General features: G+C 52.0%; 18 protein-coding genes, 1 tRNA gene and 1 pseudogene. 8 read left to right on the plus strand and 12 right to left on the minus strand.

The features are described from left to right. Positions 1-10: 10 nt before the first annotated feature. Positions 11-1,156 (plus strand): glycerate 3-kinase, encoded by a 1,146-nt coding sequence (gene glxK / locus A7098_RS19605; RefSeq protein ID WP_105281320.1) that lies wholly within the window; start codon positions 11-13, stop codon positions 1,154-1,156. 232 nt (positions 1,157-1,388) lie between these two features. On the opposite strand, the gene allE is transcribed toward glxK, so the two are convergent. The 3 genes from allE to allD are packed head-to-tail and all read right to left on the minus strand — an operon-like array spanning position 1,389 to position 4,491. After that, positions 1,389-2,174 carry a (S)-ureidoglycine aminohydrolase gene (allE, locus tag A7098_RS19610; RefSeq protein ID WP_032224848.1) on the minus strand — a complete coding sequence of 262 codons (786 nt, stop codon included), beginning with the start codon at positions 2,172-2,174 and terminating at the stop codon, positions 1,389-1,391. Between the two features lie 10 nt (positions 2,175-2,184). Next, complete coding sequence (gene allC / locus A7098_RS19615) at positions 2,185-3,420, minus strand: allantoate deiminase (protein ID WP_105281321.1); 1,236 nt, start codon at positions 3,418-3,420, stop codon at positions 2,185-2,187. Positions 3,421-3,441: 21 nt separating this feature from the next. Beyond that, on the minus strand, positions 3,442-4,491 hold the full coding sequence (allD, locus tag A7098_RS19620; protein WP_105281322.1) for an ureidoglycolate dehydrogenase: 1,050 nt from the start codon (positions 4,489-4,491) through the stop codon (positions 3,442-3,444). A 316-nt stretch (positions 4,492-4,807) separates the two neighbouring features. Here allD and A7098_RS19625 point away from each other — a divergent pair, with 316 nt between their 5' ends. From A7098_RS19625 to A7098_RS19640, 4 genes are read left to right on the plus strand one after another with little or no spacing between them, the layout of a single operon-like run. Continuing rightward, positions 4,808-6,475, plus strand: a complete 1,668-nt coding sequence (locus A7098_RS19625) for an acyl-CoA synthetase FdrA (protein WP_105281323.1) — start codon at positions 4,808-4,810, stop codon at positions 6,473-6,475. A gap of 9 nt (positions 6,476-6,484) precedes the next feature. Next, entirely contained in the window at positions 6,485-7,744 is a 1,260-nt protein-coding gene (locus tag A7098_RS19630; RefSeq protein WP_105281324.1) for a DUF1116 domain-containing protein, read from the plus strand. Between the two features lie 10 nt (positions 7,745-7,754). Continuing rightward, positions 7,755-8,570 (plus strand): DUF2877 domain-containing protein, encoded by an 816-nt coding sequence (locus tag A7098_RS19635; protein ID WP_105281325.1) that lies wholly within the window; start codon positions 7,755-7,757, stop codon positions 8,568-8,570. Then, positions 8,567-9,460: a carbamate kinase gene (locus tag A7098_RS19640; protein ID WP_105281326.1), complete on the plus strand. Its 894-nt coding sequence runs from the start codon at positions 8,567-8,569 to the stop codon at positions 9,458-9,460. Before A7098_RS19635 ends, A7098_RS19640 begins: the two co-directional genes overlap by 4 nt. A 126-nt stretch (positions 9,461-9,586) precedes the next feature. On the opposite strand, the gene purK is transcribed toward A7098_RS19640, so the two are convergent. From purK to ppiB, 4 genes are all read right to left on the minus strand, one after another. Beyond that, positions 9,587-10,654, minus strand: coding sequence for a 5-(carboxyamino)imidazole ribonucleotide synthase (gene purK, locus A7098_RS19645; protein WP_000815526.1), 1,068 nt, complete (start codon positions 10,652-10,654; stop codon positions 9,587-9,589). Beyond that, positions 10,651-11,160 carry a 5-(carboxyamino)imidazole ribonucleotide mutase gene (gene purE / locus A7098_RS19650; protein ID WP_001295318.1) on the minus strand — a complete coding sequence of 170 codons (510 nt, stop codon included), beginning with the start codon at positions 11,158-11,160 and terminating at the stop codon, positions 10,651-10,653. Before purE ends, purK begins: the two co-directional genes overlap by 4 nt. A 116-nt stretch (positions 11,161-11,276) precedes the next feature. Further along, positions 11,277-11,999 (minus strand): UDP-2,3-diacylglucosamine diphosphatase, encoded by a 723-nt coding sequence (gene lpxH, locus A7098_RS19660; protein WP_032224857.1) that lies wholly within the window; start codon positions 11,997-11,999, stop codon positions 11,277-11,279. 2 nt (positions 12,000-12,001) lie between these two features. Continuing rightward, entirely contained in the window at positions 12,002-12,496 is a 495-nt protein-coding gene (ppiB, locus tag A7098_RS19665) for a peptidylprolyl isomerase B (RefSeq protein WP_000256002.1), read from the minus strand. 173 nt (positions 12,497-12,669) lie between these two features. Here ppiB and cysS point away from each other — a divergent pair, with 173 nt between their 5' ends. Next, positions 12,670-14,055, plus strand: coding sequence for a cysteine--tRNA ligase (gene cysS / locus A7098_RS19670; RefSeq protein WP_105281327.1), 1,386 nt, complete (start codon positions 12,670-12,672; stop codon positions 14,053-14,055). Positions 14,056-14,090: 35 nt separating this feature from the next. On the opposite strand, the gene A7098_RS19675 is transcribed toward cysS, so the two are convergent. The 3 genes from A7098_RS19675 to folD all read right to left on the minus strand — a co-directional run bounded on the left by A7098_RS19675 (position 14,091) and on the right by folD (position 15,801). Further along, the gene (locus A7098_RS19675; protein WP_105281328.1) at positions 14,091-14,612 is read right to left on the minus strand and encodes a metal-dependent hydrolase; all 522 of its coding nucleotides are present in this window, start codon (positions 14,610-14,612) and stop codon (positions 14,091-14,093) included. 108 nt (positions 14,613-14,720) lie between these two features. Beyond that, a complete protein-coding gene (ybcJ, locus tag A7098_RS19680) occupies positions 14,721-14,933 on the minus strand; it encodes a ribosome-associated protein YbcJ (RefSeq protein ID WP_000190288.1) in 213 nt (70 codons plus the stop codon). Position 14,934: 1 nt separating this feature from the next. Then, positions 14,935-15,801 (minus strand): bifunctional methylenetetrahydrofolate dehydrogenase/methenyltetrahydrofolate cyclohydrolase FolD, encoded by an 867-nt coding sequence (folD, locus tag A7098_RS19685; RefSeq protein ID WP_000729172.1) that lies wholly within the window; start codon positions 15,799-15,801, stop codon positions 14,935-14,937. Between the two features lie 260 nt (positions 15,802-16,061). On the opposite strand from folD, the gene A7098_RS19690 reads away from it, so the two are divergent. Then, a tRNA-Arg gene (locus tag A7098_RS19690) sits at positions 16,062-16,138 on the plus strand. Between the two features lie 15 nt (positions 16,139-16,153). Here the strand turns inward: A7098_RS19690 and A7098_RS19695 are convergent. Continuing rightward, a pseudogene (locus A7098_RS19695) lies at positions 16,154-16,324 on the minus strand (integrase); the annotation flags it as partial. Positions 16,325-16,418: 94 nt separating this feature from the next. Here A7098_RS19695 and emrE point away from each other — a divergent pair. Next, complete coding sequence (gene emrE, locus A7098_RS19700; protein ID WP_001070440.1) at positions 16,419-16,751, plus strand: multidrug efflux SMR transporter EmrE; 333 nt, start codon at positions 16,419-16,421, stop codon at positions 16,749-16,751. 354 nt (positions 16,752-17,105) lie between these two features. Here emrE and A7098_RS19705 read toward each other — a convergent pair whose 3' ends face one another. Continuing rightward, positions 17,106-17,780 (minus strand): hypothetical protein, encoded by a 675-nt coding sequence (locus A7098_RS19705; RefSeq protein WP_000036639.1) that lies wholly within the window; start codon positions 17,778-17,780, stop codon positions 17,106-17,108. Positions 17,781-18,090 lie beyond the last annotated feature (310 nt).

Below are 18,090 nucleotides of genomic sequence, written 5' to 3' on the forward strand. Positions count from 1 at the left end.
AGGATTGATAATGAAGATTGTCATTGCGCCAGACTCGTTTAAAGAGAGCTTAAGTGCAGAAAAATGTTGTCAGGCAATTAAAGCCGGGTTTTCGCCCCTCTTTCCCGATGCGCACTATATCTGTTTGCCAATAGCAGATGGCGGCGAAGGAACGGTGGATGCGATGGTTGCCGCGACGGGCGGCAACATCGTGACGCTCGAAGTCTGTGGGCCGATGGGCGAAAAAGTGAATGCTTTTTATGGCCTTACCGGCGACGGGAAAACGGCGGTGATTGAGATGGCGGCAGCAAGTGGCCTGATGCTGGTCGTGCCTGAAAAGCGTAATCCGTTGCTGGCGTCAAGTTATGGCACCGGCGAGCTGATTCGTCATGCGCTGGATAACGGCATTCGCCATATTATTCTCGGCATTGGCGGCAGCGCGACGGTAGACGGCGGTATGGGCATGGCGCAGGCGCTCGGTGTGCGTTTCATTGATGCCGACGGTCAGGCGCTGGCGGCAAACGGCGGCAATTTAGCGCGTGTGGCAAGCATTGAGATGGAGGAATGCGATCCGCGTCTGGCGAGCTGTCATATTGAAGTGGCGTGTGATGTTGATAACCCGCTGGTAGGGGCACGCGGCGCGGCGGCGGTGTTTGGCCCGCAAAAAGGGGCAACGCCGGAGATGGTCGAAGAGCTGGAGCAGGGGCTGCAAAATTTCGCCCGTGTTTTGCAGCAGCAAACGGAAATCAATGTCTGCCAGATGGCGGGCGGCGGCGCGGCGGGCGGTATGGGTATTGCGGCGGCGGTATTTCTCAATGCGGATATTAAACCGGGTATTGAGATTGTACTGCGGGCGGTCAACCTGGAGCAGGCGGTGCAGGGGGCGGCGCTGGTGATCACCGGGGAAGGGCGCATCGACTCGCAAACGGCAGGCGGTAAAGCGCCGCTGGGCGTGGCGTCGGTGGCGAAGCAGTTTAATGTACCGGTGATTGGGATTGCTGGCGTATTGGGTGATGGTGTGGAAGTGGTGCACCAGTACGGCATTGACGCGGTGTTCAGCATTTTGCCACGTCTGGCACCTTTAGCCGAAGTGCTCGCCAGTGGTGAAACCAATCTCTTCAACAGCGCGCGAAATATTGCCTGCGCCATTAAAATAGGTCAGGGAATTAAACCCTGATTCTTACCTTTAAAGCGGATGCGGTTCATATCGCATCTGCTTCTGATTGCTACGAGCATGGCTTTCCCCCTCTCCCCAAAGGGGCGAGGGGATTGTCTGTGCGGTTTTCAGCCTGAAGCGGATGCATTTTATCCCGCATCTGTTTTTTACCTGAATTTACCGCAAAAAAAGCCACGGTATAAACCGTGGCAAAATCCAACATAGCTAAAAATAATCAGGCGAGTGGTATGACTTAAATTTCTACGTCGCGGTTGCAATCTTTCGAGTAAATATAGCTGAACGCTTCACCACGCCCTACGCCATAACCGGCCTGTAAAGAATAAGCGCCCATAAAGATGTAATCGCCTTTTTTTACCGGGATCCAGTTATTATCGAGGTTATAAACTCCCTGACCGGAAAGAATATAAGCACCGTGCTCCTGAACGTGGGTTTCGATATAACCGTGGCTGGCACCTGGCGCAAAAGAGAGGATATGCATGTTCATATCAAAACCTAACTCTTTGGGCAGAAAATCCAGCAGAATAACATCGTCCATACCTTCATAATGAATGCGTTCCAGTTCGCTGGCATTGCCAGAAACCAGCCACGGCGCATGACCTTCTACCGGAACATAGCGACGCTTATATAAAAAGATTTGGCTGTCTTCGGCCTGGGCGTTAACAAAAGTCATTAAGGAGCCTGGCGGGCAATAAAGATAGCCACCTTCACTTAAGGTAAATGTTTTTCCTTCGGCTTCGGCAGTGATATTTCCAGAAATGACATACAGGAACGTTTCAATTCCTTCTCCGCCGAATCCCTGCTGATTACCGCCGTTTTGATGCAGCGTCACCAGATAATCGACAAACGTAGCGCCAAGCTTTGGTGTGGAGAGGATTGTCGCGTCACAATTTTCAAAGCCAGGAATAATATTTTTTACCAGACCATCCGGGGTTAACAGCGCGAAATTACCGTGTTTAACAATCGCACGGTTAGCCAGTAAATCATCGCGGTAACCGGTGACGTTATTTAAATATCCCATTTATAACTCCTTATTTCTGCCAGGCAAGTTGATAAAGCATGAGTGCCAACGTTTTGACCCCTTCGGCAAGGTCGGTAATATTGGTGCGTTCCGCCGGGTTATGGCTGATCCCGTTAATGCTGGGAATGAAAATCATGCAGGTCGGCACGCGAGGCGCGAAAATTTGCGCATCGTGCCCGGCACCACTGTGCATCACCCGGTAATTCAGTTTTTCTGTTTCACACAGTTCCGTCAGGGTGGTGACCAGCTCTTCGTTCATCGGCACCGGTTCTTCGTCCATCCATAAATCGATATCAATACCAATGTCCATTTCATCGCAAATCGCCCGCATGTCGTTTTCTAACTGTTGGGTGAAATCGCGCAGCACGGCAGCGTCGGTGTGACGACAATCAATGGTGAACGTGGTTTTACCCGGCACTACGTTAACCGTATTTGGGCGCGGCTCCACTTTGCCAAAGGTCAGCACCAGCGGATCGCCCATCTTTTTCGCTTTGGCTACGGACTGATTGCAAATGCGGCTAAACGCATAAACCGTGTCACGACGATAGCCCATCGGCGTGGTGCCTGCATGGTTTGATTCGCCGTTCAGCGTCACCGTATAGCGACGTTGCCCGACAATTGCATTCACCACGCCAATTGACTGCCCATTACTTTCCAGCACACAGCCCTGTTCGATATGCAGTTCGACAAAGGCTTTAATATCCTGACGCGGAGTTAGTGGGGCGTTCGGCAGAGTGAATCCGCAAGCCTTCATCGCATCGACAAAACTATTTCCTTTGGCATCACAGATATTCCGTACGTCGTCAGGATTCGCCAGCCCAAAGATATTTTTACTGCCCCAGAAGACATACGGGAAGCGGCTGCCTTCTTCTTCTGCCATCGCCACCACTTCGACCGTACGTAGCGGCGCGCCGTATTGCGTTTTCAGCCAGTCAATTGCCAGCCAGGCCGCCAGCGCGCCGAATTGCCCGTCGAGGTTACCGCCGTTAACCACGGTATCGATATGCGAACCGCTCAGAACCACTTCCTGTGGATATTCGGTGCCATTCAGGCGACCGTATAAATTTCCCACTTCATCGAAACGTGTTTCCAGCCCGCTTGCTGCCATTCTTTTTTTAAATTGCTGTTGGGTTTCCAGCCATTCCGGCGAATAAAGTAAACGGGTCATCCCACCCGTAGGGTCAGCGCCAAAAGAGGAAAGCCAGGGCAGCGTTTCTTCTATGGCTTGACGAAAATGTGTAATCATAAGAAAGTCCTGTCTCAATAATTATTGCGCAAAGGGATTTTTCGTTTCGTATGACGTGTTATAAAGCGCGTCGGAAATTAAATACTGGTAAATGTCATCAACAATTTCGATGCCTTCGACGGCGGCTTTTTGTTGTTTAATATCCTGATCCTGACCGGGATAATAAACCTGGTTAAAACCGGGCGCGGGGGTAATGGCATTTAATTCGCGCATGGTCTGGCTAAGATGTTGACGGAATATTTCACTGGAGGAGAAAAAGTTCGGGTTAATTACCAAATGTAATTGCCCTAAATTACGTCCGGCGTGTAAATCGTCATACATCGAACTGACCTGGCGCCCGAACGGTAAGCCGAGTAAGACGCCTGAGAGGACGTCAATCATCATCATCAGGCCATACCCTTTCGGCCCAGCGGCGGGGAGCAGAGCATGTACCGCGAACGGATCGCTGGTTGGTGCGCCGTTTTTATCGACTGCCCAGCTTTCCGGGATAGACATATTGCGTGAGCGGGCGTCGAGCACTTTTCCCCATGCCTGTACGGTAGTCGCCATATCAAAGGTAAGGATCTCGTTGCCTTCTCCCGGCGCGGCAAAGGCCAGCGGGTTAGTACCGTAGTAAATTTCCGCGCCGCCAAACGGCACCACCATTGGATCGGACTGGCACATCGAAATGCCAATTAATCCGGCGCGAGCTGCCTGCTGCACAAAGTAAGAGATTGCGCCGCTGTGACCCATCCGGCTGATACCGACCACCGCAACGCCATTTTGTTGTGCTGTTTTAATGGCATGTTCCATGCCCATTTTCGCGGCGACCTGCCCGGCGGCATTGTCGGCATGTAAAATTGCCGAACACGGCCCCGTTTCTTCAAGACGGAACTCCGGTTCGCGGTTGGTGCCGCCTTTTGAAATACGTTCTGCGTAGTATTCCACGCGTACCGCGCCATGAGAGTGGATCCCTCTGGCATCGGCATAAACCAATACTTCAGCCACGGTTGCAGCGTGCTCACGTTTTAATCCAGCCTGGCAGAGTTTATTCTCGATTAGCTGGTGGAGTGTTTCCCGACTGATTTTCATCTGTCTTCCTTTTTAACGACGGTGTGAAGCATGACTGCAATTAACATACAGGGAAAATATCTGGATTATGTGATCCAGACAGGCAAAAAAATATAGTTAGAATTTATTTGATAATCCGCGCACTTTTGGTTTGTTTTTTAAAATAACCCTGCTTGTTAAAAATTAGCAGATAATAGTCTGGCGGTTATTTGAATTCTTTTGCTAATAATTCCTGTGTGATATTCATCACCTTATTTTTCATCGGTCATCGATACCGTGATTGACACATTAACACTGCTCGTGCAATTGCCATGGGTGCAATTTTTAAGGAGTTGTTATGATCCACGCCTTTATTAAAAAAGGGTGTTTTCAGGATTCGGTCAGTTTAATGATTATTTCACGAAAACTCAGCGAATCAGAAAATATTGATGATGTTTCCGTAATGATGGGTACGCCCGCCAATAAAGCGTTATTAGATACCACAGGTTTCTGGCATGACGATTTTAATAACGCCACGCCGAACGATATTTGCGTGGCAATTCGTAGCGAAGCGGCGGATGCGGGGATCGCGCAGGCGATTATGCAGCAGCTTGAAGAGGCGCTAAAACAACTGGCGCAAGGTTCAGGCAGCAGCCAGGCGTTGACGCAGGTACGTCGCTGGGACAGTGCCTGTCAGAAATTACCCGACGCCAGTCTGGCGCTGATTTCAGTGGCTGGTGAGTACGCGGCAGAGCTGGCGAATCAGGCGCTGGATCGCAACCTCAACGTGATGATGTTCTCTGATAACGTCACGCTGGAAGATGAAATCCAACTCAAAACCCGCGCCCGGGAAAAAGGCTTGCTGGTGATGGGGCCGGACTGCGGTACGTCGATGATTGCCGACACGCCGCTGGCTTTCGCCAATGTGATGCCGGAAGGCAATATTGGTGTCATTGGCGCTTCTGGTACAGGGATTCAGGAACTGTGCTCGCAGATTGCGCTGGCAGGTGAGGGAATTACTCACGCGATTGGTCTTGGCGGGCGCGATCTCAGTCGTGAAGTGGGCGGGATCAGTGCGCTGACGGCGCTGGAAATGTTGAGTGCCGATGCGAAAAGTGAAGTGCTGGCGTTTGTCTCTAAACCACCTGCCGAAGCCGTGCGCCTGCGTATCGTTAACGCGATGAAAGCGACGGGTAAACCGACGGTGGCGCTGTTTTTAGGTTATGCCCCGGCGGTGGCTCGTGAAGAGAATGTCTGGTTTGCCTCCTCGCTGGATGATGCCGCGCGTCTGGCTTGCCTGCTTTCACGCGTTACGGCGCGACGTAACGCAATAGCGCCTGTCAGCAGCGGATTTATTTGCGGCTTGTATACCGGCGGTACGCTGGCCGCCGAAGCGGCGGGATTACTTGCCGGGCATCCTGGCGTGGTAGCCGACGATGCCCATCATCACGGCATGATGCTGGACGCTGATGGTCACCAGATCATTGACCTGGGCGATGATTTCTACACCGTCGGGCGTCCCCATCCGATGATCGACCCGACCTTACGCAACCAGTTAATTGCCGAGCTTGGTGCAAAACCACACGTGCGCGTATTGCTGCTTGATGTGGTGATTGGCTTCGGTGCGACCGCCGATCCTGCGGCCTCGCTGGTAAGCGCCTGGCAGAAAGCCTGTGCCGCGCGTTCAGACAACCAACCGCTGTACGCCATTGCCACGGTGACAGGTACCGAACGTGACCCGCAATGCCGCTCGCAGCAAATCGCCACGCTGGAAGATGCGGGGATCGCGGTAGTGAGTTCGCTGCCGGAAGCCACATTACTGGCGGCGGCACTGATTCGCCCGCTTTCGCCTGCCACACTGCAACACACACCGTCATTACTGGAAAACGTCGCGGTGATTAACGCCGGATTACGCAGTTTTGCGCTGGAACTACAAGGCGCCAGCAAACCGGTCGTGCATTACCAATGGGCGCCAGTCGCTGGCGGCAATAAAAAACTGGCTCGTTTATTAGAACGTTTGCAATAAGGGGTTCCCATGTTTACATCAGTGGCGCAAGCCAATGCTGCGGTTATCGAACAAATTCGTCGCGCTCGTCCACACTGGCTGGATGTGCAACCGGCGTCTTTACTCATTAGCGAATTGAATCAGGGCAAAACACTGCTTCACGCCGGGCCGCCGATGCGCTGGCAGGAGATGACCGGCCCCATGAAAGGGGCGTGTGTAGGGGCATGTCTGTTCGAAGGCTGGGCGAAAGATGAAGCGCAGGCGCTGGCAATGCTTGAACAAGGGGAAGTGAACTTCATTCCTTGTCACCATGTAAATGCCGTCGGGCCAATGGGCGGCATTACTTCTGCCAGTATGCCGATGCTGGTGGTCGAGAACGTGACCGACGGCAACCGGGCGTACTGCAACCTGAATGAAGGTATCGGTAAAGTGATGCGTTTTGGCGCTTACGGCGAAGATGTTCTGACCCGTCACCGCTGGATGCGCGACGTGTTAATGCCGGTATTAAGCGCCGCGCTGGGGCGCATGGAGCGCGGTATCGATCTCACCGCGATGATGGCGCAGGGCATTACGATGGGCGATGAGTTCCATCAACGCAATATTGCTTCCTCAGCATTGTTAATGCGTGCGCTGGCCCCACAAATTGCCCGCCTCGATCATGATAAACAGCACATCGCCGAAGTGATGGATTTCCTCAGCGTGACCGATCAGTTCTTCCTCAACCTCGCGATGGCCTATTGCAAGGCGGCGATGGATGCTGGCGCGATGATCCGCGCGGGCAGCATCGTCACGGCAATGACCCGCAACGGCAACATGTTCGGGATTCGGGTAAGCGGGCTGGGTGAACGCTGGTTTACTGCGCCTGTAAACACTCCGCAAGGTCTGTTTTTCACCGGCTTCTCGCAGGAGCAGGCGAACCCGGATATGGGCGATAGCGCGATTACCGAAACCTTTGGTATTGGCGGAGCCGCAATGATCGCAGCACCTGGCGTAACGCGCTTCGTCGGTGCAGGTGGTATGGAAGCTGCCAGAACGGTTTCTGAAGAGATGGCGGAAATCTTCCTTGAACGCAATATGCAGTTGCAGATCCCCGGCTGGGATTTTCAGGGCGCGTGTCTGGGGCTGGATATTCGTCGCGTGGTAGAAACCGGCATTACGCCGCTTATCAATACCGGTATCGCCCATAAAGAGGCGGGTATCGGGCAGATTGGCGCAGGCACTGTGCGGGCGCCGCTGGCGTGCTTTGAACAGGCGCTGGAAGCACTGGCTGAAAGCATGGGAATTGGTTGAGGAACGCGCAATGACGATCATCCATCCTCTGCTTGCCAGCCGTAGCGCACCGAATTATCGCCAGTCCTGGCGGTTAGCGGGAGTGTGGCGACGGGCGATTAACCTGATGACGGAAAGCGGCGAACTGTTAACGCTGCATCGTCAGGGAAGTGGTTTCGGCCCCGGAGGATGGGTGCTTCGCCGCGAGCAATTCGATGCGTTATGCGGTGGATTATGCGGCAATGAACGACCACAGATTGTGGCACAAGGGATTCGCCTCGGGCGTTTCACGGTTAAACAGCCACAGCGTTATTGTTTGCTGCGTATTACGCCGCCTGCGCATCCTCAACCGCTTGCAGCAGCATGGATGCAACGCGCGGAGGAAACCGGGCTTTTTGGGCCACTGGCGTTGGCGGCAAGCGATCCGCTGCCCGCTGAATTACGCCAGTTTCGTCACTGTTTTCAGGCCGTGCTCAATGGCGTTAAGACCGACTGGCGGCACTGGCTGGGTAAAGGCCCCGGATTAACGCCAAGTCATGATGACACGCTGACGGGAATGCTGCTGGCGGCCTGGTATTTTGGCGCTTTAGATGCGCGCTCCGGTCGCCCGTTTTTTGCCTGTTCCAACAATCTTCAACTCGTTACCACAGCGGTGAGCGTCAGTTATTTACGTTATGCCGCGCAAGGATATTTCGCCTCGCCACTCCTGCACTTTGTTCATGCTCTGAGTTGCCCGAAACGTACCGCTGTTGCGATTGATTCGCTGCTGGTGCTGGGGCACACGTCAGGGGCAGATACGCTGCTGGGGTTCTGGCTTGGTCAACAATTATTACAAGGAAAACCATGAAAACATTGGTTGTAGCTCTTGGGGGCAATGCCTTGCTTCAGCGCGGTGAGGCGCTGACGGCAGAAAATCAATATCGCAATATCGCCAGTGCTGTACCTGCGCTGGCGCGCCTGGCCCGTTCTTATCGGCTGGCGATTGTTCACGGCAACGGGCCGCAGGTGGGGCTGCTGGCGTTACAGAATCTGGCGTGGAAAGAGGTAGAACCGTATCCGCTGGATGTGCTGGTGGCGGAAAGCCAGGGGATGATTGGCTATATGCTGGCGCAGAGTTTGAGCGCACAGCCGCAGATGCCGCCTGTCACGACGGTGCTGACGCGCATTGAGGTTTCGCCGGATGATCCTGCGTTTTTGCAGCCAGAGAAGTTTATTGGTCCGGTTTATCAGCCAGAAGAACAAGAGGCACTGGAAGCGGCTTACGGCTGGCATATGAAACGTGATGGTAAATATTTGCGCCGGGTGGTGGCGTCTCCGCAACCGCGTAAAATTCTCGACAGCGAAGCCATCGAGTTGTTGCTCAAAGAGGGGCATGTGGTGATTTGCAGTGGCGGCGGTGGTGTGCCTGTGACGGAAGACGGGGCAGGGAGTGAAGCGGTGATTGATAAAGATCTCGCCGCTGCGTTGCTCGCCGAGCAGATTAATGCCGATGGACTGGTGATCCTCACCGATGCTGATGCGGTATATGAACACTGGGGAACGCCGCAGCAACGTGCCATCCGTCATGCCACACCGGATGAGTTAGCGCCATTTGCCAAAGCCGATGGTTCGATGGGGCCGAAGGTAACGGCGGTGAGTGGTTATGTCAGAAGCCGTGGTAAACCCGCGTGGATTGGGGCGTTATCGCGGATTGAAGAGACGCTGGCGGGCGAGGCGGGGACCTGTATTTCGCTGTAGTTGTAGGCAGTAGACATTTGTGCCTGATGCGACGCTTGACGCGTCTTATCAGGCCTACAATGGGTGCCGGATCGGTAGGCCGGATAAGGCGTTCACGCCGCATCCGGCAAGAAAATGAGTACCTGATTAACTGAATTTATTCTGCGCCCAAATCACGCCGCTGGCATATTCCGGCGGCAGCAGCGGGATTAAGGCTTCCAGCGTCGCGGTCAGACGCGATGTATCGCTGTCGGTCAAATTCAGATGCCCCACTTTACGCCCCGGACGGACTTCTTTGTCGTACCAGTGCAGGTGCACCAGCGGCAGTTTCAGCCAGTCATAATTCACATCGCTACCAATCAGGTTGATCATCACCGACGGACTATTCACTACCGGTTGCGGTAACGGCAGATCGGTAATCGCCCGCAGATGCAGCTCAAACTGGCTGATGCTGGCACCGTTTTGCGTCCAGTGACCACTGTTATGCACACGCGGAGCCAGTTCGTTGATCAGCAGACCTTGTGGGGTGACAAAACACTCCATCGCCATCACGCCTACATAGCCCAGCTCCTGCATAATCGCCGACAGCATCTCTTCGGCTTGCGCCTGCTGCTGCGCATTGGCCTGCGGAAAAGCGACGCTGGTGCGCAAAATACCGTCCTGATGCAGGTTATGCGTCAGCGGATAAAACACCGTGCTGCCATCAAAGCCGCGCGCGCCAACCAGCGACACTTCGCCAGAGAAGTTAATGCCCTGCTCGACAATACATTCGCCGTAGCATTCAGCCGGTAACTGTTCGGTTTCATCGGCGCGTAAACGCCATTGACCGCGACCGTCATAGCCACCAGTGCGACGCTTAACAATCGCCAGTTCACCTAAACGATCAAACACCGCAGGCCACTCGCTGCGATCGGCAAGTAACTGCCACGGCGCGGTCGGCAGGTGGAGCTTATCGAAAAGCTGCTTCTGAGTCAGACGGTCGGCAATAATCGGGAACACATCGCGGTTCACAAAGGCCGGATGGCGCGCCAGCTCGCGGGTTAATGCAGTTTCCGGCCAGCGTTCGATCTCAGCGGTAATCACGCTTTGTTGAAAAGGCACCGCCGCCGGTTCAGCATCCAGCCCGACCGGCCAGACAGCAATGCCTAACGGTTCGCCTGCCTGACGCAGCATACGGCCTAACTGCCCGTTACCGAGGACGCAAACCTGTTTCATGCCGCACCTCGCGGGTCCGGGTTTTCCAGCACTTCGTCGGTCTGAGCTTTGCGCCAGTCATTCAGACGCTGGTGCAGTTCTTTATCATGAGTCGCAAGAATTTGTGCTGCCAGCAACGCCGCGTTTGCCGCGCCCGCTTTACCAATCGCCAGCGTACCCACCGGAATGCCACGCGGCATTTGTACGATGGAGTAGAGGCTATCGACACCGCTCAGTGCGGCGCTCTGTACTGGCACGCCCAGCACTGGCACCAGCGTTTTGGCGGCAATCATGCCTGGCAGATGCGCTGCGCCGCCCGCGCCCGCAATAATCACCTGATAACCATTCTCTTCGGCGCTTTCGGCAAAGCTGAACAGTTTATCGGGGGTGCGGTGAGCAGAAACCACTTCAACGTGGTGCGGGACATTCAGGATTTCGAAGATTTCGGCGGCGAACTGCATGGTAGCCCAGTCGCTTTTGGACCCCATCACGATGGCGACACGCGCCGGATTATTGCGGGAAGACATGCGTCTAAAAACTCCTGTGGTGCACAACTCTCGGCTTTAGAGGGCACAGAGAATAGCACGGAAAGAGAGCAAGGAAAACGGTTGCGTGGCTGTGGAATCAGCAAACTTGTGCGTTATTAAAACGGGAAATGGATTAGCTCAACGTCATCCGCCGTGACTTTCACCATCGAACCTTCGGTATGCCAGGCACCCAGTACCACGCGAAAAGCAGGTTGCTGATTGGCGATGAATTCATGCACCGCCGGGCGATGCGTATGCCCGTGGATCAGCCATTGCACCTGATGTTTTTCCATCGCACTGACCACTGCGTTTTGGTTTACATCCATAATTGCCAGCGATTTACTGCTGTTGGCTTCTTTACTGTTCGCGCGCATTCGCGCGGCAATGCGTTTGCGCACAAACAACGGCAGGGCGAGGAATAGCGTTTGTAGCCACGGTTTGTGGACTTTGGCGCGAAAAGCCTGATAACCCGCATCATCGGTGCACAGCGTGTCGCCATGCATAATCAGCACCCGACGACCATAAAGTTCGAGCACCTTTTCTTGCGGCAATAACGTCATGCCGCTTTCACGGGCAAAGCGTTTGCCGAGCAGAAAATCACGGTTGCCATGAATGAAATAACAGGGAACGCCGGAATCGGATACCGCTTTGATCGCTGCTGCTATCTGGCGATGGAGTGGGTTGGGATCGTCGTCGCCAATCCATGCTTCAAACAGATCGCCAAGAATATACAGCGCGTCGGCCTTGCGGGCTTCCCCCGCTAAAAAACGCAGAAAACCGGCGGTGATCGCCGGTTCTTCCACGCAGAGATGAAGATCTGCAATAAAGAGTGTCGCCACGATTACTCGCTAACGGTCACGCTTTCAATGATAACGTCTTCTTTTGGCACGTCCTGGTGCATACCGCTACGACCGGTTGCAACACCTTTGATTTTGTCTACCACGTCCATGCCTTCAACCACTTCAGCAAACACGCAGTAGCCCCAACCTTGCAGGCTTTCGCCAGAGAAGTTCAGGAAGTCGTTATCAACCACGTTGATGAAGAACTGTGCAGTTGCAGAGTGCGGAGCCTGAGTACGGGCCATTGCCAGCGTACCACGGGTATTTTTCAGGCCGTTGTTGGCTTCGTTTTTGATCGGTTCTTTGGTGGCTTTTTGTTTCATGCCCGGTTCAAAACCGCCGCCCTGAATCATAAAACCGTTGATAACACGGTGGAAAATGGTGTTGTTGTAAAAACCTTCGCGGCAGTAGTCCAGGAAGTTTTTAACTGTTTCAGGTGCTTTATCGTCAAAAGTTTTGATGACAATATCGCCGTGATTGGTGTGGAAAGTAACCATTTTTGCATCCTGTTCCGTTTGATTGGTGCTTCAACCCGGTTCGGGTCATATATAGGGTGGTGTTATAGCATAACCGCACGATCGGATCATCTCGCAATGTATGCTGAATCGCGCGGGAAATATGGGTATTATACGCAACTCAATTACCCACACATGTCTAAACGGAATCTTCGATGCTAAAAATCTTCAATACTCTGACACGCCAAAAAGAGGAATTTAAGCCTATTCACGCCGGGGAAGTCGGCATGTACGTGTGTGGAATCACCGTTTACGACCTCTGTCATATCGGTCACGGGCGTACCTTTGTTGCCTTTGACGTGGTTGCACGCTACCTGCGTTTCCTCGGCTACAAGCTGAAGTATGTGCGCAACATTACCGATATCGACGATAAAATCATCAAACGCGCCAATGAAAATGGCGAAAGCTTTGTGGCGCTGGTGGATCGCATGATCGCCGAAATGCACAAAGATTTTGATGCTTTGAACATTCTGCGCCCGGATATGGAGCCACGCGCGACGCACCATATCGCAGAAATTATTGAACTCACTGAGCAACTGATCGCCAAAGGTCACGCTTATGTGGCGGACAACGGCGACGTGATGTTCGACGTACCGACCGATCCAACTTATGGCGTGCTGTCGCGTCAGGATCTTGACCAGCTGCAGGCAGGCGCGCGCGTTGACGTGGTCGACGACAAACGCAACCCGATGGACTTCGTTCTGTGGAAGATGTCTAAAGAGGGCGAACCAAGCTGGCCGTCTCCGTGGGGCGCGGGTCGTCCAGGCTGGCACATTGAGTGTTCAGCAATGAACTGCAAACAGTTGGGTAACCACTTTGATATCCATGGCGGCGGTTCTGACCTGATGTTCCCGCACCACGAGAACGAAATTGCCCAGTCCACCTGTGCGCATGATGGTCAGTATGTAAACTACTGGATGCACTCCGGCATGGTGATGGTTGACCGCGAGAAGATGTCCAAATCGCTGGGTAACTTCTTTACCGTGCGCGATGTGCTGAAATACTACGACGCCGAAACCGTGCGTTACTTCTTAATGTCCGGTCACTATCGCAGCCAGTTGAACTACAGCGAAGAGAACCTGAAGCAGGCGCGTTCGGCGCTGGAGCGTCTCTACACTGCGCTGCGCGGCACAGACAAAACCGTTGCACCTGCCGGTGGCGAAGCGTTTGAAGCGCGCTTTATTGAGGCGATGGACGACGATTTCAACACCCCGGAAGCCTATTCCGTGCTGTTTGATATGGCGCGTGAAGTGAACCGTCTGAAAGCAGAAGATATGGCAGCGGCGAACGCAATGGCGTCTCACCTGCGTAAACTCTCTGCCGTGCTGGGTCTGCTGGAGCAAGAACCGGAAGCGTTCCTGCAAAGCGGCGCTCAGGCAGACGATAGTGAAGTGGCTGAGATAGAAGCGTTAATTCAACAACGTCTGGATGCCCGTAAAGCGAAAGACTGGGTGGCAGCAGATGCGGCGCGTGACCGTCTTAACGAGATGGGGATCGTGCTGGAAGATGGTCCGCAAGGAACCACCTGGCGTCGTAAGTAATTACTCTATTGCCGGATGCGAGTTCTCGCATCCGGTTATCGCCTGCGCCACCACAGCATTCCCATCAGCACCATTCCCGGCAACCACACCCACATCAATTCAGAAATAATCACCTGATGCCCGTACGGCGTGGTGTAACGAGACAATGCAAACGGCGCGACTTTAATCACCTGCCAGGGAGCGAAAAAGCGTTCACCTGACCACGGCCACAGCCAGCCAACGCCTTTACCGCCAGTGGTTACCGAATCCAGCAAGCTGTGCGATAGCAACGAGACGGTTAAAAATAGCCAGCAGCGAATCAGCCCAGCCCTGAACCATCGACGCCCAACCAGCACGCATAGCAGCGGGACAACAAACGCAAACACCAGCGAATGGGTAAATCCGCGATGACCAAAGACATTGCCGTAAGCAACGCCAAATTTAAACGACAATACGTCGGCATCGGGCAGCATCGCCAGGACGATTCCGGCAAATAACAGACGCGGAGGGATGATTTTCGATCCCAGGCCTAAACCAATACAAAGGGGAACGGCGGCGTGAGTAATAACGGTTGGCATGATGATCGCTTCGGCAAAATGTCGACGCTATCAGCATGGATGAAAGCGACGAAGAGGGCAAAGGTCTGAAAAGAGAATCGGCCTGCATACCGGCAGGCCGAAGTGGGATCAGGCAACAACCTGTACGCTGTGGCCTGCAAAACTCACTGTCTGACCGGCGACGATTTTGCAACGTTTGCGTGTTTCAACCGCGCCGTCGACTTTCACCTGGCCTTCGGCGATCGCGATTTTCGCCTGCGCGCCGCTTTCGCTCCAGCCTTCCAGTTTCAGCAAGTCGCACAGCTCAACGTGCGGATGTTTACCTAAAGAAAATGTCGCCATGTTACTCACCCTGTGGATCATGATATTCAACGCACGCCTGGAGCGTGTTTTCAATCAGCGTGGCAACCGTCATCGGGCCAACGCCGCCGGGAACGGGCGTAATGTAAGAAGCGCGCTTAGCCGCTTCTTCAAACACTACGTCGCCCACAACTTTGCCATTTTCCAGACGGTTGATGCCGACATCAATCACAATTGCGCCTTCTTTGATCCAGTCACCTGGAATAAAGCCCGGCTTGCCGACGGCAACGATCAACAGATCGGCGTTTTCTACATGATGACGCAGATTTTTAGTGAAACGGTGGGTCACGGTGGTGGTGCAACCTGCCAGCAGCAGTTCCATGCTCATCGGGCGACCGACGATATTTGATGCGCCAATCACCACAGCATTAAGACCAAAGGTATCAATGTTGTAACGCTCAAGCAGCGTGACGATACCGCGCGGAGTGCAAGGACGCAGACGCGGCGCGCGCTGGCACAGACGACCGACGTTATAAGGATGGAAACCGTCCACGTCTTTGTCCGGGTGAATACGTTCCAGCACTTTGATGTAGTCAATTCCCGCCGGAAGCGGCAACTGCACCAGAATGCCGTCAATGGTGTTGTCGGCGTTCAGCGCATCGATAAGCTCAAGCAGTTCTGCTTCGCTGGTGGTTTCCGGGAGGTCATAGGAGCGGGAGACGAACCCGACTTCTTCACAAGCCTTGCGTTTGCTTGCGACATAAATTTGCGATGCAGGGTTGCTACCCACCAGCACAACGGCCAGTCCTGGCGCCCGCAGTCCGGCCGCAACGCGCGCCTGAACTTTTTGAGCAACTTCAGAGCGCACCTGCTGCGCAATCGTTTTACCATCAATAATCTTTGCTGCCATCAGAGAGAGGATTCCATCTGTTACGTAGGTCGAAGGGGATGCGTCTATTTTGTCAGAAGCGGGGCGTGCTGTCAGTTTTCGTTTTCTGAAAAGTAAAACCTTCTGTACCTGGCGATAATGATAACCGTCGTTGGTTTGCCGCTGTAGCGAGGTAAATCAGATGCGGTCGTACACTTGTTCAGCAACCGGTTCAAAAGCCATTGACTCAGCAAGGGTTGACCGTATAATTCACGCGATTACACGCACATTGTGGTATCAATGCGCCCTTAGCTCAGTTGGATAGAGCAACGACCTTCTAAGTCGTGGGCCGCAGGTTCGAATCCTGCAGGGCGCGCCATTAAAATTCAATCAGTTACGCCTTCTTTATCTCCTCCATAATTCCAGAGTGGGACATATCTGGGACATCATCACCAAAAATGTCGTCTATTTTCCCCGCGTGCTCCGTCAAATGATTAGGTGCAAGGTGAGTATATCTACGCACCATTTCTATGGATTCCCATCCGCCCATTTCCTGAAGCACTGATGAAGAACATCAATGAATGCACCAGAATGAATCCGGTGAGTTAAGTTCAAACTGTAGTACAATTCGCTCCGGTATTAACAGGAAAGAATATGCTATGAACCCTTATATTTATCTTGGTGGCGCAATACTTGCAGAAGTCATTGGTACAACTTTAATGAAGTTTTCAGAGGGTTTTACACGGTTATGGCCCTCTGTTGGTACAATTATTTGTTACTGTGCATCATTCTGGTTATTAGCTCAGACGCTGGCTTATATTCCTACAGGGATTGCTTATGCTATCTGGTCAGGAGTCGGTATCGTCCTGATTAGTTTACTGTCCTGGGGATTTTTCGGCCAACGGTTGGATCTGCCAGCCATTATAGGCATGATGTTGATTTGTGCCGGAGTGTTGGTAATTAACTTATTGTCACGAAGTGCACCACATTAAAAATAATTACTTTTGAATCGAGTGAAATATGGCAGTCCGTATGTTTATACGGGCTGCTTTTTTATAGTGCGGGTAAATTTTTTTTGGCAAGTGGAGCAGGGGATTACCTCATTTGCGTTTTGAACAGTAGCAATAAAGTTTTCGGTGAGAAATTCTGTCGACATTTTATGATTAAATGGTTTATAGCAATATAAAAATAAACTCTTAAGTCTGTTTATTTTGTTAAGCTCATACACATCGTAAATAAAAATGATAACCACCCGCTGAACGGGTGGTTATGCGTAAGTTTAATTTTATAATTTCAGTGAATGTTTACGCTGTAATAATACAAATGATAGTGGACAAAAAGCACAATCAGTTGATCGATTCACCGTAGGATGCGACTGCCTGAGCGGTGTCTCCCCCGCTCAATACCTGTCTGACTCCATCATTTTTCAGCCAATAATAAATATTATTTTCTTTATTAAAAGCGTAAATTCTACAAATACCGCCAATCTCATTATTTGTATTCCATCCACTATTAGCTACATTGCCCCACTCCTGGTAAAGACCTGCGTTAACTTCTCGCGAGATAATATGACCTGAATTATGATCATTATAATCGTAACTATCGATATCCTGTGCTTCAGGAAATTCTCCGTTCATGCTCTCAACCCATGGTAAAATCTTTTGAATTGAATTATAAGTTTCAATACTGTATTTAAAAAAACGCTTAACAGTAAAAATATAAATACCGGCAGTTTTGTTCGTTGATTTATCAGTGGCGAAAATAGCAAAAATCTTCCCAATACACTTTTCGTCAACGTCAGGAAAAGTTACTGTGCCATCCTGACTGACCGCCAGAACATTATTGTCTGCATCAGTGCTACAGCTCCATTTTACCTTGTCATTATTAACCGGGTCATTATCAATAACCATCTTAAAGGTGGCGCCTGGAAACAAGCAGTTAGGAAAATGGTAACCATTCTTCATATCATTGTTAATATCATAGATATGGTTGTCAACTAAAACGCCTGTAATTTTACTCATCTTTGACTCTCTTTGTTTATTAAATAAAAGGTTTTATTCCTGTGTAAAGGAATATGCTGATGTTATTGCAATCAATGAATGATTGTTCTTATTTACAGGTTATATAGTGGCATGAATATAATTATATAATGCCTCTGAGTAGTGGCTACACCGATTATTTGTGTTACGGCTATCTTCTTATTGGCTATGCAAGTCGTAGTGGGGCAAAACCGAAACGCATAAAATGCGTTGAAAACAGAGAGCCAGCTAAACAATTAATACAGACAGGATTCTGATTAGGAAAGTGAAAAGGAAGGGAGCAAGCAAAGTT

Source organism: Escherichia sp. MOD1-EC7011, assembly GCF_002965005.1.
Taxonomy (GTDB): Bacteria; Pseudomonadota; Gammaproteobacteria; order Enterobacterales; family Enterobacteriaceae; genus Escherichia; species Escherichia ruysiae.